The 20971-nt window shown below is 59.5% G+C and carries 19 protein-coding genes; 8 read left to right on the top strand and 11 right to left on the bottom strand.

The window, feature by feature from the left end; translation table 11 throughout:
- The first annotated feature begins 46 nt into the window (after positions 1 to 46).
- Complete coding sequence (locus D8V06_RS09425; protein ID WP_130930855.1) at positions 47 to 2992, top strand: HD domain-containing phosphohydrolase; 2946 nt, start codon at positions 47 to 49, stop codon at positions 2990 to 2992.
- Here the strand turns inward: D8V06_RS09425 and D8V06_RS09420 are convergent, their stop codons facing one another.
- Together D8V06_RS09420 and D8V06_RS09415 are read right to left on the bottom strand one after the other, a co-directional pair.
- Positions 2993 to 3475, bottom strand: a complete 483-nt coding sequence (locus tag D8V06_RS09420; RefSeq protein ID WP_056856377.1) for a GAF domain-containing protein — start codon at positions 3473 to 3475, stop codon at positions 2993 to 2995.
- Positions 3472 to 4362: an ATP-binding protein gene (locus tag D8V06_RS09415; RefSeq protein ID WP_130930854.1), complete on the bottom strand. Its 891-nt coding sequence runs from the start codon at positions 4360 to 4362 to the stop codon at positions 3472 to 3474. Before D8V06_RS09415 ends, D8V06_RS09420 begins: the two co-directional genes overlap by 4 nt.
- 163 nt (positions 4363 to 4525) lie before the next feature.
- Here D8V06_RS09415 and D8V06_RS09410 point away from each other — a divergent pair, with 163 nt between their 5' ends.
- Positions 4526 to 6853 (top strand): response regulator, encoded by a 2328-nt coding sequence (locus D8V06_RS09410; protein ID WP_177434402.1) that lies wholly within the window; start codon positions 4526 to 4528, stop codon positions 6851 to 6853.
- Here the strand turns inward: D8V06_RS09410 and D8V06_RS09405 are convergent.
- The 3 genes from D8V06_RS09405 to msrB form a co-directional block, all read right to left on the bottom strand.
- Positions 6837 to 7298, bottom strand: a complete 462-nt coding sequence (locus D8V06_RS09405) for a MarR family transcriptional regulator (protein WP_056856380.1) — start codon at positions 7296 to 7298, stop codon at positions 6837 to 6839. The genes D8V06_RS09410 and D8V06_RS09405 overlap by 17 nt on opposite strands.
- A complete protein-coding gene (locus D8V06_RS09400) occupies positions 7295 to 7780 on the bottom strand; it encodes a glutathione peroxidase (protein ID WP_056856381.1) in 486 nt (161 codons plus the stop codon). Before D8V06_RS09400 ends, D8V06_RS09405 begins: the two co-directional genes overlap by 4 nt.
- 161 nt (positions 7781 to 7941) lie before the next feature.
- Complete coding sequence (gene msrB / locus D8V06_RS09395) at positions 7942 to 8337, bottom strand: peptide-methionine (R)-S-oxide reductase MsrB (protein WP_056856382.1); 396 nt, start codon at positions 8335 to 8337, stop codon at positions 7942 to 7944.
- Between the two features lie 225 nt (positions 8338 to 8562).
- Here msrB and D8V06_RS09390 point away from each other — a divergent pair, with 225 nt between their 5' ends.
- Both D8V06_RS09390 and htpX read left to right on the top strand, forming a co-directional pair.
- Positions 8563 to 9774, top strand: coding sequence for a pyridoxal phosphate-dependent aminotransferase (locus D8V06_RS09390; protein WP_130930853.1), 1212 nt, complete (start codon positions 8563 to 8565; stop codon positions 9772 to 9774).
- A 319-nt stretch (positions 9775 to 10093) separates the two neighbouring features.
- The gene (gene htpX / locus D8V06_RS09385; RefSeq protein ID WP_007973520.1) at positions 10094 to 10984 is read left to right on the top strand and encodes a protease HtpX; all 891 of its coding nucleotides are present in this window, start codon (positions 10094 to 10096) and stop codon (positions 10982 to 10984) included.
- A 172-nt stretch (positions 10985 to 11156) separates the two neighbouring features.
- Here the strand turns inward: htpX and D8V06_RS09380 are convergent, their stop codons facing one another.
- On the bottom strand, positions 11157 to 11813 hold the full coding sequence (locus D8V06_RS09380) for a thiopurine S-methyltransferase (RefSeq protein WP_130904088.1): 657 nt from the start codon (positions 11811 to 11813) through the stop codon (positions 11157 to 11159).
- A 102-nt stretch (positions 11814 to 11915) separates the two neighbouring features.
- On the opposite strand from D8V06_RS09380, the gene D8V06_RS09375 reads away from it, so the two are divergent.
- Positions 11916 to 12683 carry a class III extradiol ring-cleavage dioxygenase gene (locus tag D8V06_RS09375; RefSeq protein ID WP_130930852.1) on the top strand — a complete coding sequence of 256 codons (768 nt, stop codon included), beginning with the start codon at positions 11916 to 11918 and terminating at the stop codon, positions 12681 to 12683.
- Positions 12684 to 12765: 82 nt separating this feature from the next.
- On the opposite strand, the gene D8V06_RS09370 is transcribed toward D8V06_RS09375, so the two are convergent.
- Positions 12766 to 14439 carry a DEAD/DEAH box helicase gene (locus D8V06_RS09370; RefSeq protein ID WP_056856386.1) on the bottom strand — a complete coding sequence of 558 codons (1674 nt, stop codon included), beginning with the start codon at positions 14437 to 14439 and terminating at the stop codon, positions 12766 to 12768.
- A gap of 420 nt (positions 14440 to 14859) precedes the next feature.
- Between D8V06_RS09370 and D8V06_RS09360 the strand changes: the two genes are divergently transcribed.
- Positions 14860 to 15651, top strand: a complete 792-nt coding sequence (locus D8V06_RS09360; protein WP_130930851.1) for a crotonase/enoyl-CoA hydratase family protein — start codon at positions 14860 to 14862, stop codon at positions 15649 to 15651.
- Positions 15652 to 15778: 127 nt separating this feature from the next.
- Here D8V06_RS09360 and D8V06_RS09355 read toward each other — a convergent pair whose 3' ends face one another.
- Positions 15779 to 16534, bottom strand: a complete 756-nt coding sequence (locus D8V06_RS09355) for a spermidine synthase (RefSeq protein WP_056856388.1) — start codon at positions 16532 to 16534, stop codon at positions 15779 to 15781.
- Between the two features lie 148 nt (positions 16535 to 16682).
- Here D8V06_RS09355 and D8V06_RS09350 point away from each other — a divergent pair, with 148 nt between their 5' ends.
- Complete coding sequence (locus tag D8V06_RS09350; RefSeq protein ID WP_056856389.1) at positions 16683 to 18029, top strand: 3-deoxy-7-phosphoheptulonate synthase class II; 1347 nt, start codon at positions 16683 to 16685, stop codon at positions 18027 to 18029.
- 146 nt (positions 18030 to 18175) lie between these two features.
- On the opposite strand, the gene D8V06_RS09345 is transcribed toward D8V06_RS09350, so the two are convergent.
- Positions 18176 to 19405 carry a winged helix-turn-helix domain-containing protein gene (locus tag D8V06_RS09345; RefSeq protein WP_130930850.1) on the bottom strand — a complete coding sequence of 410 codons (1230 nt, stop codon included), beginning with the start codon at positions 19403 to 19405 and terminating at the stop codon, positions 18176 to 18178.
- Between the two features lie 81 nt (positions 19406 to 19486).
- Positions 19487 to 19702: a DUF1127 domain-containing protein gene (locus tag D8V06_RS09340; RefSeq protein ID WP_056856391.1), complete on the bottom strand. Its 216-nt coding sequence runs from the start codon at positions 19700 to 19702 to the stop codon at positions 19487 to 19489.
- Between the two features lie 95 nt (positions 19703 to 19797).
- Between D8V06_RS09340 and D8V06_RS09335 the strand changes: the two genes are divergently transcribed.
- The gene (locus D8V06_RS09335; protein ID WP_056856392.1) at positions 19798 to 20652 is read left to right on the top strand and encodes a LysR substrate-binding domain-containing protein; all 855 of its coding nucleotides are present in this window, start codon (positions 19798 to 19800) and stop codon (positions 20650 to 20652) included.
- Here D8V06_RS09335 and D8V06_RS09330 read toward each other — a convergent pair.
- Positions 20642 to 20971 (bottom strand): sulfite exporter TauE/SafE family protein (locus tag D8V06_RS09330; RefSeq protein ID WP_130930849.1); only part of this gene is annotated, 330 nt, incomplete at its 5' end. The genes D8V06_RS09335 and D8V06_RS09330 overlap by 11 nt on opposite strands.

Genomic DNA, 20971 nt, shown 5'->3' with positions numbered 1-20971 from the left:
ATGCTTGGACGCTGAGCAGTGTGTTAACCATCATGGAGTAACTTGCATGCCCAGCCCACTGCGCCCGAATCAACGTCGGTTTCCGTTGCACGTGCATATCAGCGTGATGTTCACCTTTTTGCTTTTGCTGACCGGGGTGGTGCTGGGTGTTTTCAACTATCACCAAACCACGCAGATCATCCTGTCCAGCAGCGAGAGGCTTTTCAATCGAATTGAGCAGGACGTGCGCGTGGACCTGCACGCGACCTACGAACCGATTCGACATTTGCTCAGCCTGCTGGTGCACGCGCCTGCAGTCCAGGCTCCCGATCTGCAACAGCGCCTGGCGTTACTCCCGCCGTTCAGCCAGTCACTCCAGGACAATTCCGACCTCGCCTCGTTGTACCTGGGCTACGACAACGGTGACTTCTTCATGGTGCGGCCGCTGCGCTCCGCACCTCTGAAAGCCCTGCTCAAAGCCCCGGATACAGCGGCATTCCAGGTATGGAGCATCGAACATGACGCTAACGGCCAGGTTCATTCCCAATCACTTTTTTTCGATAAAGACCTGATGTTGATCAGTCGCCTGGACAACCCCGGCGATAATTACGATCCCCGCAGCCGTGCCTGGTTCTCCAGCGCCAGCGACGACAACGATCAGATCACCACCGAGCCCTACATCTTTTTCTCCACCCGCGAAATTGGCACTACGCTGGCCCGGCGCGGCGGTGAGAATGTGGTGATGGGCGCCGACCTGACCCTGGCCGCACTCAGCGCTACCCTGGCCAGGCATGTGGTGACGCCGGCTACCGAAATCGTGCTCTTCGATGGTCAGGGCAATGCCATTGCCTACCCCGACAGCAGTCGATTGATCATCGACGATCAGTCCGCCCGCCTGATCAAGGCGGCCGACCTGAACCCCAGTCTTGGCGCATTGCTCAACAACCCGACGCAGGGCAACCGCCTGAGTGCCGCCGGTCGCAACTGGATCGTGGCCCGCAGCAGCATGCAGGAGGGTGGCCCCCAAGGGCTGCAACTGGCAATGCTGGTGCCGGAAGATGAATTGCTCGTTGACGCCTACCGCATGCGCTGGCAAGGCGCGCTGATTACGCTGGCGACCTTGTTGCTGTGCCTGCCGCTTGGCTGGCTGACGTCGAGAATCCTGGTCAAACCCCTGCGTGCACTGGTGCAGGAAGCGGACGCGATACGCAGTTTCGATTTCAACTTTCCGCTGTCCCGGCGATCCCCGGTGCTGGAGATTGACCAACTGAGCGTGTCGATGGCGCGCATGAAAGACACGCTGGCGAGCTTTTTTCAGATCACCGACAGCCTGAGCGCCGAGACCCGCTTTGCGCCGCTGCTGGAACGGGTGTTGTTCGAAACGGTAAAAATCGGCCAGGCCCAGGCCGGCCTGATTTACCTGCGCGAAGGCGACGGGGACCGCATGGAGCCCCATGGCCTGGTGATTAACGACGTCGCTCAGCCCCTGTCATCCTTCGACATCCAGGCGCATGAACTGCAAGACGTGCAAAGCCCGACATGGCTGCGGCAGCTGTCGGGCGCCAACAACGTCGTGACCAACCTGGGCTTCGAACAGGCAGGGGACCTGCAGAAAGTACTGCTGGCAATGGCCTGCCCGCGAGTCCATCTGATTGGCATCCGCTTGCACAATCGCCACAACGAAACCGTGGGGCTGCTGGTGTTTTTGCTGGCCGATAGCGGCGAGCGCAGTGATCTGGAGAAACTGCGTCCGGATCGCATAGCGTTTCTTCAGGCCGTGTCTGGCGCGGCCGCGGTGAGTATCGAGAGTCAGCGACTGCAAGTCAGGCAAAAACAGTTGCTGGACGCTTTCATCAAACTGCTGGCCGGTGCGATTGACGCGAAAAGCCCCTACACCGGTGGCCATTGCCAGCGCGTGCCAGCACTGACCCTGATGCTCGCCGAGGCTGCAGCGGCCAGCCAGGCCCCGGAGTTCGCCAGCTACCAACCCACGGACGATGAATGGGAGGCGCTGCACATCGCCGCCTGGCTACACGATTGCGGCAAGATCACCACCCCGGAATACGTCGTCGATAAAGCCACGAAACTGGAAACCCTGAACGACCGTATCCACGAAATCCGCACTCGCGTCGAAGTGCTCAAGCGCGATGTCTGGATCGGTTATTGGCGAGGCATTGCCCAGGGTGGCGACGAACAACAACTGGCGGCGCTACGTGATACAGCGCTGACGGCGCTCGATGAGGATTTTGCGTTCATCGCGCGTTGCAATCTCGGTGGCGAAGCCATGGCCGAAGCCGATCTGCAACGCCTGCACAGCATCGCTCAACGCACCTGGACCCGAACCCTGGATGACCGCTTGGGAGTTTCATGGGAAGAAAACCGGCGTCAGGCCCGCACCCCGGCGGCGACTCTGCCGGTCATTGAATCACTGCTGGCCGACAAACCCGAGCATCTGTTCGAACGCCCGGCAGTTGAACTGATAGCGCCGGACAATCCCTCGGGTTTCAAGCTCAATGTGCCACCCTTCAAGTACAACCGCGGCGAACTCTACAACCTGAGCATTACCCGCGGCACCCTGACGAACGAAGAGCGATACATCATCAACCATCACATGGTGCAGACCATCCTGATGCTCAACCACCTGCCTTTCCCGGAACACCTGCGCAACGTTCCGGAAATCGCCGGTGGTCATCACGAAAAAATGGACGGCACCGGTTATCCGAAACGGCTCAAACGCGAGGAAATGAGCCTGCCGGCGCGAATGATGGCGATTGCCGATATTTTCGAAGCACTGACCGCCGCCGACCGCCCCTACAAGAAAGCCAAGTCCTTGAGCGAAGCGCTGGGCATCATGGCATTCATGTGCCGGGACGCCCACATCGACCCGCAACTGTTTGGACTGTTCATCAACGCGCGCATCTATCTGCTCTACGCCGAACGCTTTCTCGACCCTCAACAGATCGATGCGGTGGACGTGCAAGGCCTGCTGATCAAGGCAGGCCTGAAGGGGTGATCAGCAATCGGTCAGGCGCAGGAAAATCGCGGCCAACTGCTCGATTCCGGCCTGATCCTGTGCCGTGAAACGCGAAAGTTTCGGGCTGTCGAGGTCAAGCACGCCGATCAGTCGGCCATCCTTGATCAGCGGCACCACCAGTTCACTGTTTGATGCACTGTCACAAGCGATGTGCCCTGGGAAGGCGTGCACGTCTTCGACCAGTTGCGTCTGCAAGGTCGCAGCCGCCGTTCCGCATACTCCACGGCCAAACGGGATACGCACACAAGCGATCTGCCCTTGAAACGGGCCCAGCACCAGTTCTTCGTTGCGATTGAGGTAGAAGCCCGCCCAGTTCAGGTCATCGAGCTGATTGAACAGAAACGCCGAAAATTGCGCGGCGTTGGCGATGAAATCCCTCTCGTCCGCCAGCAACGATTCGAGCTGCGCGTGCAGCATGCCGTAACCTTCGAGGCCCTGGCCGCTTTTTTGTAAATCGATCATGCCTTGTGCTCCAACAGTTTCAGCCCAACCCAATAGCGGGCAAATTGATACGCGCAACGACCGTTGCGATTGCCGCGTCCCGTGGCCCAACGCACGGCGAGGATGTCCAGCGCTTCGTCCCGTTGCCACTTGAGGCCGGCCTTGTCCGCCAGTTGGCCGATCCAGTGTTCGACGACGTCGAGATAGTGCTCTTGGGTAAACGGATAAAACGACAGCCACAGACCGAAGCGATCCGACAGCGCGATCTTGTCTTCCACCGCTTCGCTGGGGTGCAGTTCGCCGTCGACGCGTTTCCAGTTTTCGTTATCGCTTTCTTTCTCCGGCACCAGGTGGCGACGGTTCGAAGTGGCGTACAGCAATACATTGTCCGGCGCTTGTTCGAGCGAACCGTCGAGCACGCTCTTGAGCACGCGGTAGTCACCCTCGCCCGACTCGAACGACAAGTCATCGCAGAACAGCACGAAACGTTGCGGCAATTTGGCGATCTGTTCGACCACTCGCGGCAAGTCGGCCAGGTGATCGCGTTCAATCTCGATCAGGCGCAATCCACCCTTGGCATGCTCGGCCAGCAAGGCACGCACCAGCGACGACTTGCCGGTACCGCGCGAACCCCAGAGCAAGGCGTGGTTGGCCGGCATGCCATCGAGGAACTGCCGGGTATTGCGTCCCAGTTGCTCCAGTTGCCGGTCAACGCCGATCAGGTCGGACAGGCGCATGTCGAGGCTGACTTGCAGTGGCAGCAAAAACCCGCTTCGTCCCTCGCGCTGCCAGCGCGCTGCCAGGCAATGGGACCAGTCTATGGCTTGCCGAGGTGCAGGCAGCAACGGTTCGATTCGAGCCAGAACGGCGTCGGCACGTTCAAGAAAAGCATTCAATCGGGAGTCCACGTCTTTTCCTCGGGCACGTTCACGGTAATGATGGTGATACATCGACGAAACTTAGCGTTCAATGAGCGATCACCCCGGTACACGGGGTCGCGAGAACATCGGTATACATGCATGATCGACTATGCTTGAGCAGCGAAGGGAAACGGAAGTGGTTCAGCACCCCATGGATATCAAGTTCACCAACCGGCTGTCCTACAAGCAAGCCCGGCTTACCGTGCTGGTTGGTTTCATTTTGGGCATGCTGCTCAGCCTGCTGCAAATAGGCATCGATTATGCCAGTGAAGACGCCTCCATCAACCGCGAAATACTGTCTTTGCTGGAAATCAGCCACAATCCCGCCTCGCGCATCGCCTATAACATCGACGCTGAACTCGCTCAGGAACTGACACTGGGCCTGCTGCGTTCTCCGGCAATCATCGGAGCCAGACTGATCGATAACAACGGCAACGTGCTGGCCGACGTCAAGCGCCCCGGCCAGCAAAGTGGCTATCGCATGATCAGCGACCTGTTGTTCGGTGCCGAACGACAATTCGAAGACCGCCTCTATCTGGACCACCTGCCCAACGAATCCCTTGGCACACTAAAACTGGACGTCGACACTTATTCGTTCGGCTATCGCTTCCTGCGTCGGGCCGAGGTGACGCTGCTCAACGGCTTCGCCCGCAGCCTGATCCTGACCGGCATTCTGCTGACACTGTTCTATGTAATGTTGACCAAACCTCTGGTGCGGCTGATTCACGAACTCAGTAGCCGGGATTCACGCAGCGGGGAACCCACGCCTCTGGAATGTCCGGCAGGGCACGCCAACGATGAAATCGGCGTGCTGGTGAAAGTCGCCAACCAACAATTCGAGAACGTCACCACTGAAATCCAGCAGCGGCGCAACGCCGAAAACCGCCTGACCGATTACCTCGGCCAACTGGAAAACATCGTCTCGGCGCGCACAGCGGAGCTCAAGGCAATCAACACCCGGCTCAGTCAGTCCAATCAGGAACTGGAACTGGCTCGCAGTACGGCGCTGGACATGGCCGAAGCACGCTCGGTATTCCTGGCCAACATGAGCCACGAAATCCGTACGCCGCTCAATGGTCTGTTGGGCATGATTGCGCTATCGCTCGATGGGCCATTGACTGCCGAACAACAGCAACAGCTGTCGATTGCTCACGACTCGGGCAAAGTTCTGGTGGAATTGCTCAACGATATTCTCGATCTGTCGAAGTTCGATGCCGGTCAGCTTGAACTCGAAAACATCCCGTTCGACCTTGGCTCATTGGTCGAAGACACGGCCAACCTGTTGTCGCAAAACGCCGCACCGAGTGTCGAGCTGACTTGCCTGATCGACCCGCACTTCCCGGCGCTGGTGCTCGGCGATCCGACGCGGGTCAGGCAAATCGTCAGCAACCTGCTCTCCAACGCCCTCAAATTTACCCGTTTCGGCAGGGTCGACGTCCGTCTGTCGAGCATCGGCGACGGCGATGGCGTACGAATCGAGGTTTGTGACACCGGCATCGGTATTCCCCAGGATGCCCAGGTCAAAATCTTCCAGCCCTTCACCCAGGCCGGCGCCGGTATTACCCGGCAGTTCGGCGGCACCGGGTTGGGGCTGGCCCTGACCTACAACCTCTGTGAAGCGATGCACGGGCGCCTGACCATCAGCTCAGAAGCAGGTTTCGGCAGTCAGTTCTGCGCAGAATTGCCGTTGCCTCGCCACACGCGAGCCCTGCCGCCGCTGCCATTGCAGGGCAAGGTCGTCGCCATTACCGCCGCAAGCAGTGGCTTGGCCGAACTGCTGGGCAGCCTGCTGCCGGGTTGGGGGCTGGAATACCAGCAACGCGCCATTGATGAATCCCTTCTAGGTTTGAATCCTGATGTGCTGATCACCGATTGCCCCGAATGCCTGTTCAACCTGCGCCCGACTTTCACCGCGCCAATTCTGCTGGTGACCGCTTACGGCAATTTCATGCCCGGAGAGCAAGTCAACGCCCTCGCCCCCTTGCAGCAGCAAGCGCGGCCCCTGGCACGCAACGCTCTGCACCAGACCTTGCGACGAATCCTGCAACCGCAAATCAGCACCGTCAGCGATACGCCGGTGGATATCCTCAGCCCGCAGCGCCGGGCACGGGTGCTGTTGGTCGAGGACAACCCGGTCAATCAATTGGTGGCCAAAGGCATGCTCGGCAAACTCGGCTGTGACGTAACGGTCGCCGCTCACGGAGCCGAGGCGCTCGACCGGCTGGAGAATGATGAATTCGATCTGGTGCTGATGGACTGCAACATGCCAGTGATGGACGGCTATGAAGCCAGTCGGCAAATCCGTCGTAGCGGACGATGGCCGGAACTGCCGATCGTCGCCCTGACCGCCAACGCCATGTCGGAGGAACGCGAACGATGCCGCGCGGCGGGCATGAGCGACTACCTGGCCAAACCCTTCCGCCGCGAAGAACTGGCCTCACTGCTGGACCTGTGGGTTCCCGTTACGACAGAGCCCTGATCTGCCCCAAAAGATGGTCCAGCCCCTGGCGCAAGTCATTCAGGCGATTGAGGTCCACGCCGCTGTCGCATAACAACCGAGCCTTGAGCGGTCCGACTTGATCGCGCAATGCCGTACCGGCGGGCGACAGGCTCAGGTGCACCTCGCGCTCATCGCGCGCCGAGCGTTGGCGCTGAACCAGTTGCAGTTGCTCCAATCGCTTGAGCAACGGCGTCAGCGTGCCGGAATCCAGCGCCAGACGCTCGCCCAATGCCTTGACGGTCGGTTGCTCCGGGGCGGTCTCTTGCCATTCCCACAACACCAGCATGGCCAGGTACTGCGGGTACGTCAGCCCCAGTTGATCGAGCATCGGCTTGTAGGCACGAATCACCGCGCGGGAAGCGGCATACAGCTTGAAGCACAGTTGACTGTCGAGATTCAGGGAGTCGACTGACACGCTGTTCATTTGAGCAGGGCTTCGATCTCGCGGCTCAGATCCTGCGGCTTGGTGGCAGGGGCAAAACGCTTGACCAACTGGCCGTCCTTGCCGATCAGGAACTTGGTGAAATTCCATTTGATGCCTTGGGAGCCGAGCACGCCGGGCGCACGCTGCTTCAACTGCACGAACAGCGGATGGGCACCCGCGCCGTTGACTTCAATCTTTTTGAACAGCGGGAAACTGACACCGTAGTTCAGCTCGCAAAACTCACTGATCGCGCCTTCGTTTCCGGGCTCTTGCTTGCCGAATTGATTGCAGGGAAAGCCGAGCACTACCAGGCCTTGATCCTTGTAGGTCTGCCACAGTTCCTCGAGGCCTTTGTACTGTGGCGTGAAACCGCACTTGCTGGCCGTGTTGACCACCAGCACGGCCTTGCCAGCGAAATCCGCCAGAGTCTTTTGCTCGCCCTTGATCGTGGTGCAAGGAATGTTCAGCAGATTGTCGCTCATGATTTGCGCTCTGGAAGAGATGAGGGATACAAAATAGAGTGCAATTGAATTGTGTGCAATTTAAATTACCGGACGCCACGCTACTGTAGGAGCAAGGCTTGCCCGCGATGGCGTCCTTGAGATCGCCATCGCGGGCAAGCCTTGCTCCTACGGGATAAGTGTTATCCCCGTGGTACCAGGTCCAGGCACACCGAGTTGATGCAGTACCGCAGCCCGGTCGGCGGTGGTCCGTCAGGAAACACGTGGCCCAGGTGCGCATCGCATTTGGCGCAGACCACTTCAGTGCGGATCATGCCGTGGCTGACATCGCGGATTTCCGTCATGGCACTGTCGCCGATCGGTGCATAGAAACTTGGCCAGCCGCAGCCGGAATCGAATTTGGTTGTGGAATCGAACAACGGCTCGTTACAGCAGATGCAGTGGTAGATACCGTCGACCTTGCTGTCGTTGTATTTGCCGGAAAACGGCCGCTCCGTGCCCTTGAGCCGGCATACGTTGTACTGCTCAGGATCGAGCATGGCTTTCCATTCTTCCAGGGTTTTTTCCAACTTTTCCATCATCACACCTCGGCGGCTGAAAAAGCCCGATCTGTACCTTTTCCACGGATCGGGCGGCACGTATGATTGCGCCTCGTCAAACGCCAGTCTGGCAGCCAGACCACGCGCATTCAAACAGATTTATGGGTGCAGCCTCCAAGGCGTCAGGCCTGTGTGATTACGCAGGATTCCCAGTACGGTTGTTCATACGCCGCCTGGATCGTTCATTTTCGGGAACACATCGCCATGCAGGTCAGCAAATCGAACAAGCTCGCCAACGTCTGCTACGACATTCGCGGCCCAGTGCTCAAGCACGCCAAACGCCTGGAAGAGGAAGGCCATCGCATCCTCAAGCTGAACATCGGCAACCCGGCGCCCTTTGGTTTCGAAGCGCCGGATGAAATTCTCCAGGACGTCATCCGCAACTTGCCGACCGCCCAGGGCTACAGCGACTCCAAAGGCCTGTTCAGCGCGCGCAAAGCCGTGATGCAGTACTACCAGCAAAAGCAGGTGGAAGGCGTCGGCATCGAAGACATTTACCTGGGCAACGGCGTTTCCGAGCTCATCGTGATGTCGATGCAGGCCCTGCTCAACAACGGCGATGAAGTGCTGGTGCCGGCTCCCGACTATCCGCTGTGGACTGCCGCCGTGAGCCTGTCGGGCGGCAACCCGGTGCATTATCTGTGTGACGAGCAGGCCAACTGGTGGCCGGACCTGGCCGACATCAAGGCCAAGATCACCCCGAACACCAAAGCCCTGGTGATTATCAACCCGAACAACCCGACCGGTGCGGTGTACTCCAGGGAAGTCCTGCTGGGCATGCTGGAACTGGCCCGCCAGCACAACCTGGTGGTGTTCTCCGACGAGATCTACGACAAGATCCTCTACGACGACGCCGTGCACGTGTGCACCGCATCCCTGGCGCCGGACCTGCTGTGCCTGACCTTCAACGGCCTGTCCAAATCCTATCGGGTTGCCGGTTTCCGCTCCGGCTGGATCGCCATTTCCGGGCCCAAGCACCATGCCCAGAGCTACATCGAAGGCATCGACATGCTGGCCAACATGCGCCTGTGTGCCAACGTGCCGAGCCAGCACGCGATCCAGACCGCGTTGGGTGGCTATCAGAGCATCAACGACCTGGTGCTGCCGCCGGGTCGTCTGTTGGAGCAGCGCAACCGCACATGGGAACTGCTCAACGACATCCCGGGCGTGAGTTGCGTCAAGCCGATGGGCGCTCTGTATGCCTTCCCGCGGATCGACCCAAAAGTCTGCCCGATCCACAACGACGAAAAATTCGTCCTCGACCTGCTGCTCTCCGAGAAGCTGTTGGTGGTTCAGGGCACTGCGTTCAACTGGCCGTGGCCGGACCACTTCCGCGTCGTGACACTGCCTCGCGTCGATGACCTGGACATGGCCATCGGCCGCATCGGCAATTTCCTCAAGTCCTATCGACAGTAAATGACCGGTTTACCGTGCGACGGCGCTTGCAGAGTCGCACGGTGATTCATTCAGCAACATATGTTTGCACCCAGTCGAGCACTGACACTTCTAGCCTTGATCAATACTGCGGCGCCTGCTCCGGTCCAACGCCGACGGGGCAAATGAGACCTGCCGGCCTACAAACACTTCCTGCATCAATGTCGGAAATGCCCTGCAAGCAGCTAAGCTTTTACCGTAGGACACAGTTTGAAATAGTCACCCGGTTGAATACCCCGGTGCAGCACCTTATATACCCCGCAGTACGCTACATTTTTAGCATAAGGAGATTTCTACAACCATGATGCGCATCCTGCTGTTTTTGGCCACTAACCTGGCGGTCGTGCTGATTGCCAGCATCACCCTGAGCCTTTTCGGCTTCAACGGGTTCATGGCGGCCAACGGGGTTGATCTCAACCTCAATCAGCTGCTGATTTTCTGTGCGGTCTTTGGTTTCGCCGGTTCCCTGTTCTCGCTGTTCATCTCCAAGTGGATGGCGAAGATGAGCACCAGCACCCAGATCATCACCCAGCCACGCACGCGTCACGAGCAATGGCTGCTGCAAACAGTCGAGCAACTGTCCCGCGAAGCCGGGATCAAGATGCCCGAAGTCGGGATTTTCCCGGCCTACGAGGCGAACGCCTTCGCTACCGGCTGGAACAAGAACGATGCACTGGTAGCGGTCAGCCAGGGCTTGCTCGAACGTTTTTCGCCGGATGAAGTGAAAGCCGTTCTCGCCCACGAAATCGGCCACGTGGCTAACGGCGACATGGTCACACTTGCGTTGATCCAGGGCGTCGTGAACACCTTCGTGATGTTCTTCGCGCGGATCATCGGCAACTTTGTCGACAAGGTGATCTTCAAGAATGAAGAAGGCCAGGGTATTGCCTACTACGTGGCAACCATCTTCGCCGAACTGGTTCTGGGCATCCTGGCCAGCGCCATCGTCATGTGGTTCTCGCGCAAACGCGAATTCCGCGCTGACGAAGCCGGCGCCAACCTGGCCGGCACCGCCGCGATGATCGGCGCCCTGCAACGCCTGCGCGCCGAACAAGGCCTGCCGGTGCACATGCCCGACACCCTGAACGCCTTCGGCATCAACGGTGGCATCAAACAGGGCTTCGCCCGCATGTTCATGAGCCACCCGCCGCTGGAAGAGCGTATCGACGCTCTGGCTCGTCGTCGGGGCTAAGTGGCAACGCAATAAACAGGAAGGCCCGCAGAGATGCGGGCCTTTTTTTGTCTGCTGATTGATGCGGTGTTCTTCAGGGCCTCTTCGCGGGCAAGCCTCGCTCCTACAGAAGATCCGCCCCTTGCAGGAGCGAGGCTCGCCCGCGAAAGGGCCAGTACAGACAACACACCTTTTATTGAATGGAAACCCGATAAACCCGCTCTTCAAGCCGAGTAACACCCGCCTCCAGAAATTTCCCGCTCTCACTCAGCACATCCTGATCTTCCAGGATCTTCAGCGCCCACGAATCGCCAAACAGCCGCTGCACTTCATCATCGACAACGGCAAACGGCGGACCAGGCATCTGCGTCTGGTCATAGTCCAGAGTGATCAGTAGCCCCAGGGATTCTTTGGGCAATATCCGCTTCAAATGATCCGCATATTCCTCACGCATTGCCTGGGGTAACGCGATCAATGCGGCACGGTCATAGAGCGCAGAACAATCGGCCACATCACCGGCAGTCAGCGCAAAGAAATCACCGCACCACAACTCTATCGAACCTGCCCGATAAACCTTGAAAGGCCCTTGCTCGCTGACGGCAGGATCAAAGCCGTGTTCGCTGAAGAAATCCTCCACGGCCTTCTCCGACAATTCGATCCCCAGAACCTCATGCCCCTGATGGGCAAGCCAAAGCAGGTCCAGACTTTTTCCGCACAAGGGAACCAGCACACGAGCCCCCTCCTCCAGCCCTAACGACGGCCAGAACCGTTGCAGATACGGGTTCACCCGCGGCAGATGAAAGCCGATCTGGTTTGCCGCCCACTTCTTGTGCCAAAACTCCGGCTGCATAGATAACCCCGAAAATTCGATCAAAACACCCTAAAACTTATATTAGATTTAGATCAATGATCTGATTGAAGATGGCGCCATCTTACTCTCTGGAGCTTAAACATGTTCCCCAGCCTGTACATCTCCCATGGCTCCCCGATGCTAGCCCTGGAACCCGGCGCCAGTGGGCCGGCCCTCGCTCGCCTGGCAGCTGAAATGCCGAAGCCAAAAGCCATCGTGATTGTTTCTGCACACTGGGAAAGCAACGAGCTGCTGGTCAGCGGCAATCCGCAACCTGACACCTGGCACGATTTCGGTGGTTTCCCCAAAGCCCTGTTCGAAGTGCAATACCCGGCGCCTGGTGACCCCCAACTGGCCGCCGAAGTTGTCGAGCAGTTGAAGGCCAGCGACCTTCCGGCACGCATCGATCCCCAGCGCCCCTTCGACCATGGCGTATGGGTACCTTTGTCGTTGATGTATCCACAGGCGGACATCCCGATCGTTCAGGTGTCGCTGCCCACCCGTGGCGGCCCTGCCCTGCAAACCCGCGTCGGCCATGCCCTGGCCAGCCTGCGCGAGCACGGCGTATTGCTGATCGGCTCCGGCAGCATTACCCACAACCTGCGGGAACTGGATTGGCATGCCGGCCCGGAAAGCGTTGAACCCTGGGCACAAGCGTTCCGCGACTGGATGATCGAGAAACTTGCCGCCAACGATGAGGCCGCGCTGCATGACTATCGCGCGCAGGCACCGCATGCCGTACGCAACCATCCGAGCGATGAGCACTTGCTGCCGCTGTACTTTGCCCGCAGTGCCGGAGGTGATTTCAGTGTTGCGCACAAGGGATTCACCATGGGTGCGCTGGGCATGGACATCTATCGCTTCGGCTGACCTGCGATCTTTTTCAAAGGCAAAAAAAATCCCCGAACCAGTCGGGGATTTTTCATGTTCGATCAATCAGCCCAAAGGCGGATCAATCTTCGCGATAGCGACGCAGCTTCAACTGCTTACCGGCAACGCGAGTGTCCTTCAGCTTGGTCAGCAACTTCTCCAGACCATCTTCCGGCAGCTCGACGAGGCTGAAGCTGTCACGCACCTGAATGCGACCGATCGCTTCACGCGCCAGGCCACCTTCGTTGAGGATAGCGCCCAGCAGGTTCTTGGCAGCGATACCGTCACGCGCACCCAGCGCGGTACGGCAACGGGCACGACCTTCACCCAATGGCATCGGAGCGCGACGCTCACGATCACCACGCTCAGGACGATCACCGGAACGCTCCGGACGATCGCCACGTGGCGCGTTGTTCGGCACCAGTGGACGCTCTTTCTCGATAGCGGCCAGGTTCAGCGCTTGACCGTTGGTAGCCTTGCGCAGCAGGGCTGCGGCCAGGGCACGCGGACTGCAACCGATGTCGGCGGTCAGGCGATCGAGCAGATCACCGTGGGTCGATTCGGCATCAGCCACCAGCGGCGACAGGCTGTTGGTCAGTTTCTTGATGCGCGCATCCAGAACGGCTTGAGCGTCCGGCAGGCGAACTTCAGCGACTTTCTGACCGGTTACACGCTCGATCACTTGCAGCATGCGGCGCTCACGTGGAGTCACCAGCAGCAGTGCACGACCTTCGCGACCGGCACGGCCGGTACGGCCGATACGGTGAACGTAGGATTCCGGATCGTACGGCATGTCAACGTTGAATACGTGAGTGATGCGCGGAACGTCCAGGCCACGGGCAGCAACGTCGGTCGCCACAACGATGTCCAGGCGGCCATCCTTGAGGGAGTCGATCACGCGCTCACGCTGGTTCTGGGCGATGTCACCGTTCAGCGCAGCGGCTTTGTAGCCTTTGGCTTCCAGGGCACTGGCCAGGTCCAGGGTCGCTTGCTTGGTGCGCACGAACATGATCAGGGCGTCGAAATCTTCCACTTCCAGCAAGCTGAGAACGGCAGAAGTCTTCTGGTCAGCGTGAACCAACAGGTGAGCCTGTTCGATCGCGGTAACGGTCTGGGTCTTGCTCTGGATCTTCACGTGCTTCGGATCGCGCAGGTGGCGCTCAGCGATGGCACGGATCGATTGCGGCAGGGTGGCCGAGAACAATACGGTCTGACGGGTTTCCGGCATGGCCTTGAAGATAACTTCCAGGTCATCCATGAAGCCCAGTTTGAGCATTTCGTCTGCTTCGTCGAGAACCAGGTGGTTCACGGTCGCCAGAACTTTTTCGTCGCGACGCAGGTGGTCGCACAGACGGCCCGGTGTGGCGACAACAATCTGTGCGCCATTACGGATTGCTTTCAATTGTGGGCCCATCGGCGCGCCGCCGTAGACAGCCACAACAGTTACGCCCGGCATTTGCTTGGCGTAGGTTTCGAAAGCGGTTGCAACTTGTAGCGCCAACTCACGAGTTGGGGCCAGGATCAGAGCTTGCGGCTCGCGCTTGGACGGATCAATGCGGTGCAGGATAGGCAGGGCAAAGGCAGCGGTTTTACCGGTACCGGTTTGCGCCTGACCAATCATATCGTGACCGGCGAGAATGATCGGGATCGACTGCTGCTGAATGGCCGAAGGCTCTTCATAGCCGGTAGCGACTACTGCAGCGACAATATTGGGATGAAGTTCAAGAGCGGCGAAGCCGCCGATTTCCTGGGTCATGGGTCTGCCTCTAAGTGCATCCGCAAAGACCCATGCTCCAAAGCTGCGCATGCCGTGTTGAGACTCAAGAGTCGCCCTGGCAGCTTTGTCGGCGGGGATTTGCGAAAACGAATGAATGAAAAGAATCGTCAAGGGAGAGTCCGCAGTACGGACGTGCAGCCGAAGCTGACTTCGGGGAATTGCTCTACCTAAACGCGGCCCGGCTAAAGGCCGGCGCGCACTATACCGGAATTTGCCGAAAAAGGGAGCTTTTTTTATCGCAAAACTCCCGCATACGGCGTTCTGTCACAGGCTTTGCGGATAATCGTGCAAGCGTCTATTTTTCAAAGGCCCGGCCCAGCGGGCGATGGCGCTAAAACGGTTCATCTTGAAGACCCGGACCGCCGGTCTGACTCCCCTTCCCGCCCGAGGATATGCACCATGAAAGAGCTCGACACCCGCCGTGTGAGCCGTGAAAAGCGCGGTCATGTCCTGTTGATCGGCCTGGATCGGGTAGCCAAGCGCAATGCTTTCGACCTTGACCTGCTCAACGAGCTGAGCCTTGCCTATGGTGAGTTCGAAGCGGACAGCGATGCGCGGGTTGCGGTGGTATTCGGTCACGGCGAGCACTTCACCGCCGGGCTGGATCTGGTCAACGCCAGCGCTGCGCTGACCGAAGGCTGGCAGGCTCCGTCTGGCGGCTGCGATCCGTGGGGCGTATTTGCCGGCCCCCGGGTCAGCAAACCGGTAATCGTCGCCGCGCAGGGTTACTGCCTGACCATCGGCATCGAGTTGATGCTGGCCGCCGATATCAACCTGTGCGCCAGCAACACGCGCTTCGCGCAAATGGAAGTGCAGCGCGGGATCTTTCCCTTCGGCGGCGCCACATTGCGCCTGCATCAGGTCGCCGGTTGGGGCAATGCAATGCGCTGGATGCTGACCGGCGACGAGTTCGATGCTCACGATGCGCTGCACTTGGGCCTGGTACAGGAAGTGATGGCCAGCGAGGATTTGTTACCAAGGGCCATTGAATTGGCTGAACGGATTGCCCGACAGGCACCTCTGGGTGTGCAGGCGACGTTGATGTCGGCGCGACAGGCGCGTTACGAAGGGGAAACCGCCGCTGCGCACGGGTTGCCGGCGCTGGTGAAAAAGTTGCTGAGCAGCGAGGATGCCCAGGAGGGGGTGCGGTCGCTGGTGGAGCGGCGGCCCGGCATCTTCAAAGGCTGCTGAGATTTGCGTCGAAATAAAGATCGCTATCGCGGGCAAGCCTTGCTCCTACAGGTTTTGTTTCATCCGCAAGGACACGAAAACTGTGGGAGCATGGCTTGCCCGCGATGAGGCCCTCACGGGCACCGAATCATGTCGCCGGGCGAATCGCCTTGATCAACGACTGCAACGAATACCCCAACCGCGGCGCCAGCCCTTCGGCCCGGGATACCAGGCCTTCCATATCCAGCTCCTGATCCAGGTCAGACGGCACGATCAGAATCACATTGCCCTCCTTCACCGGCAGCTCCCAGTAATGCCGATGATAGAGCCCGCGCAGCAACGCGGCGCCCAACGGCTTGCCATCATCGGTGGCCCATTGATTGATCACCAGCCAGCCACCCGGGTTGAGGCGTTTCTGGCAGTTTTCCAGGAAAGTCCACGCCAAGTGTCCGGCTCCCGGGCCTACGTCGGTGTAAAGATCAACGAAAATCAGGTCCGCGGGCTCGGCGGTGTCGAGCAACTCCAGCGCATCACCCACACGGATGTAAAGACGCGGATCGTCATCCAGCCCCAAATATTCGATGGCCAGGCGCGGCACATCCGGGCGCAACTCAATGGCTTCGACGTCGTCCAGCGGCAGGAATTTGAGGCAAGCCTGGGTCAATGTGCCTGCACCGAGGCCGAGGAACAATGCCGATTCCGGCTGTTCGTGGCACAGCGCGCCAATCAGCATCGCCCGGGTGTAGTCATATTCGAGCCAGCTCGGGTCGGCGGTGAACACGCAGCTTTGCTCGATGGCATCGCCGAATTCGAGAAAACGGTAATCAGCCACTTCCAGCACACGAATCACACCAAATTCGTCCTGCACCTCGGCGAGCAAATGCTCGACGCGCTCCTCAGTCATTTCGTCTCCCGATCGCTGCCAGGCCCGGCAACGCAACACACCGCAACATGAAGCGGCAAAGGCGCGATTGTCCGCGAAGCGACGGGAACAGGTCACGCACTAATTGCTGATAACATGGACGCCCGAGCGTAAAACACTAGAGATGATGATGAGCCAACCCTGGAGCCCTGACAGCTGGCGCGCCTTGCCGATCCAGCAACAACCTCAATATCCCGACGCTGCGCATTTGCAGCAGGTCGAGCAAACGCTGGCCAGCTATCCACCGCTGGTGTTTGCCGGCGAAGCGCGGGAATTGCGTCGTCAGTTTGCCGAAGTGACCCAGGGCCGCGCGTTTCTGTTGCAGGGCGGCGATTGCGCCGAAAGCTTCGCCGAGTTCTCCGCCGCAAAAATTCGCGATACGTTCAAAGTGTTGCTGCAAATGGCAATTGTCATGACCTTCGCGGCCGGCTGCCCGGTGGTCAAGGTTGGACGCATGGCCGGGCAATTCGCCAAACCGCGTTCAGCCAACGACGAGACCATCGACGGCATCACCCTGCCGGCCTACCGTGGCGACATCGTCAACGGCATCGGTTTCGACGAAAAAAGCCGTGTGCCGGACCCGGAACGCCTGCTCCAGTCCTATCACCAGTCCACCGCCACCCTGAACCTTTTGCGCGCCTTCGCTCAGGGCGGGTTTGCCGATCTGCATCAGGTGCACAAGTGGAACCTGGACTTCATCGCCAATTCGGCCCTGGCGGAAAAGTACAGCCACCTCGCCGACCGCATCGATGAAACCCTGGCCTTCATGCGTGCCTGCGGCATGGACAGCTCGCCGCAACTGCGCGAAACCAGCTTCTTCACCGCCCACGAAGCGCTGCTGCTGAACTACGAAGAAGCCTTCGTGCGGCGCGACAGCCTGACCAACGATTACTACGATTGCTCGGCGCACATGCTGTGGATCGGCGACCGCACCCGCCAGCTCGACGGCGCCCACGTCGAATTCCTGCGCGGAGTGAACAACCCGATCGGGGTCAAAGTCGGCCCGAGCATGAATCCTGACGACCTGATCCGCCTGATCGATGTGCTTAACCCGGACAACGACCCCGGTCGCCTGAACCTGATCGCCCGGATGGGCGCGAACAAGGTCGGCGATCACTTGCCGCAGCTGATTCGTGCGGTGCAGCGTGAAGGCAAGCAAGTACTGTGGAGTTCCGACCCGATGCACGGCAACACCATCAAGGCCAGCAGCGGCTACAAGACCCGCGACTTTGCCCAGATTCTGGGTGAGGTGAAGCAGTTCTTCCAGGTGCACGAGGCGGAAGGTTCCTACGCCGGTGGTATCCACATCGAGATGACCGGGCAGAATGTCACCGAGTGCATCGGTGGCGCGCGGCCGATTACCGAAGACGGGTTGTCGGATCGATATCACACCCACTGCGACCCGCGGATGAATGCCGATCAGTCGCTGGAACTGGCGTTCTTGATTGCAGAGACCTTGAAGCAAGTTAGGCGGTGAGTCATTAAATCTTTGGTTGCCTGACAGGCAGCCATAGCGGGCAAGTCGAATCGTCGCACCGCCGCTCCCACAGGGATAGCGTTGTACACATAATTTGTGAATGGCGCGGTCATTGTGGGAGCTGGCTTGCCAGCGATGGCGTCAGCTCAGTCACCCTCAATCTGCGCTAATGCCACCCGCAACCGATCCGCACTCGCCCTTGGGCAATTCAACTGCACCCGCTCCAGCCCCAACCAGTCCGCCATCCGCCGCAGATTCACCGCCAACGCCAGCATCCCTTCGTCATCCAGCCCCGCCTCTTCCTCATGCACCGCATGCACTGCCAGCCGCCCTGCCGCCCGTTCGGCGCGCAAATCGACTCGCGCGGCAATCCGCTCGTTGTGCAAAAACGGCAAGACGTAATAGCCGTAGACCCGTTTTTCCTGCGGTGTGTAAATCTCCAGCCGATAGCGAAAATCGAACAGACGCTCGGTGCGGCTGCGCTCCCAGATCAGCGAATCGAACGGTGAAAGCAGTGCACTGGCCTCGACCCTGCGCGGCACCTTGGGCTCGGGCAGGCAATAGGCCGGTTGCTTCCAGCCCTGGACTTCGCAGGTGAGCAACTCGCCCGCCTCGACCAATTCAGCCAGACGCGGGCGGCTGTCGCCGGGGTTCAGGCGGAAGTAGTCGCGCAAGTCTTTTTCGGTGCCCACGCCCAAGGCTGTCGCGGCATGCACCAGCAAGCCACGCAGGGCCTCGGCTTCAGTGAGCAACGGCAGCGCCAGAACCTGTGAAGGAATGACTCGCTCCGGCAAGTCATAAAGCCGCTCGAATCCGCGCCGGCCAGCCACGGTCACTTCGCCGGCGGCAAACAACCATTCCAGCGCGTGCTTTTCCGCACTCCAGTCCCACCATGGCCCGGCCCGTTCCTGACGGGACGACAGGCTGCCGGCGCCCAACGCGCCCAGTTCTTCAACCGAGGCCAATACCCGGCGAATGGTGTCTTGCTGTTCACGACCGAAACGCGCCAGTTGTTGATAAATGCCTTCGCCACGCGTGGCACGCTGCATGCGCCAGCGCATCAGCGGGTACATCGACATCGGCAGTAACGACGCTTCGTGGCCCCAATATTCAAACAGCGTGCGACGTCGCCCCGAACTCCAGGCAGCCTGGTCGAGCAAGTCAGAAGAATAGGAACCCAGACGGGAAAACAGCGGCAGGTAGTGCGAGCGCACCACGGCGTTGACCGAATCGATTTGCAGGAGACCCAGCCGTTCGATCAGGCGGTTGAGCTGGGCAGACTTGATCGCCGCTGGCGGCTGGCGCCCGTTGAACCCTTGGGCGGCCAGTGCCAGACGCCGAGCCTGTTTGAGGGTAAAGGACAACGTTGCGGGCATGAGCATCTCCTTGTCTGCTCGCAACCTACCTCACCGGTAAGGGGTTTGTGTAGCGTCGTTCTCATCATTTATTGATCGGGTTCATTTATGCATCGGGTCGTTCCAGAACGGCTTGATCGACTCGTGCTCGACATCCGCCCGGCTCATGCCAATGTCCTTCAATGCCTCGTCGCTCAGGCTTGCCAGCAGTTCGCGCTCACGATGCAACTCGTACCAGCGGCTGATCTTGTGCAGCAGATCGGATATCAGGTGAACCGAATGGTGTTCTGTGCCTTGGAACTCATGTTGACCTTTCATCTTGTTGCCCTCCGTTTGGATGGCTCCAGTCTCGCGCCGGGTCTAAGATCAATCCAACAAATGTTTCTGATGGCAATCATCTCGGAGATTGATGTATGTCGAGCTACCCGACGATCGATACCGAAGTGTTGCGCACCTTTGTCGCGATTGCCGACCAGGGCGGCTTTACCCGCGCCGGTGAATTGGTCCATCGCACCCAGTCGGCCGTCAGCATGCAGATGAAACGGCTGGAGGAAGACGTGCTGCAGCGCCAGTTGTTCCAGCGCGACGGCCGTCAAGTGCGGCTCACCGCCGAGGGCCAGGTGCTGCTGGGGTATGCGCGGCGCATCCTCAAGTTGCACAGCGAAGTCTTCAACACCCTGCGCGAGCCAGACATGATCGGCACCGTGCGCATTGGTACGCCAGACGATTATGTGATGCGTTTCCTCCCGGGCATCCTGCGGCGGTTTGCCCAGTCCTATCCGCTGATCCAGATCGAAGTGCATTGCGAATCATCAAAACAATTGCTGATGCGCCAGGACCTGGACCTGTCCATCGTCACCCGCGAACCGGGCAGCGAAATCGGCCAGTTATTGCGCAAGGAGCGTTTTGTCTGGGCCGAAGCGCAATGCTACAGCGCCCACGAACAAACGCCGCTGCCGCTGGCCATGTTCAACAGCGATTGCTTCTGCCGCCTGTGGGCCTGCAACGCCCTCGATGCCCAAGGCCGCGATTACCGCGTGGCGTACAACAGCGACAGCCTGTCGGCGATCATGGCGGTGGTCAGTGCCGGCCTGGCGGTCACCGCGCAGCTGGAAAGCCTGATCACCGCGGACATGCGCATCCTCGGTGAAGCTGAAGACCTGCCGTTGCTGCCCGAGGCCAGCATCATGCTCGTGCGTAATCTGCACAATCCGTCGCCGATCACCGAATGCCTGGCCGAACACATCGTCGAAGGCTTCAAACTTTAAAGGCGAGCATCACCGCACAAAGCACCAGGAAACCGCAGAACAGCGCGCGCAACAGGCGCTCCGGCATGGCGTGAGCAATCTTCACGCCCCAACTGATGCTCATCAGTCCACCGATTGCCAGCGGTACGCCCACCCACCAGTCCACTTGATGATGCACGGCATAGGTCACCAGAGTGACGCCGGTGCTTGGCAATGCGAGCGCCAACGACAAACCCTGCGCGACCACTTGAGTGGTGCCAAACAGGCTGGTCAGCACGGGCGTTGCCACCACTGCCCCGCCCACGCCGAACAACCCGCCCATGGTGCCGGATGCAGCACC

This window comes from Pseudomonas sp. Sample_24 (genome assembly GCF_004307605.1).
GTDB lineage: Bacteria > Pseudomonadota > Gammaproteobacteria > Pseudomonadales > Pseudomonadaceae > Aquipseudomonas.
The sequence above is the reverse complement of the archived record's forward strand: the minus strand, read 5'-3'. Positions and strand labels throughout refer to the sequence as shown.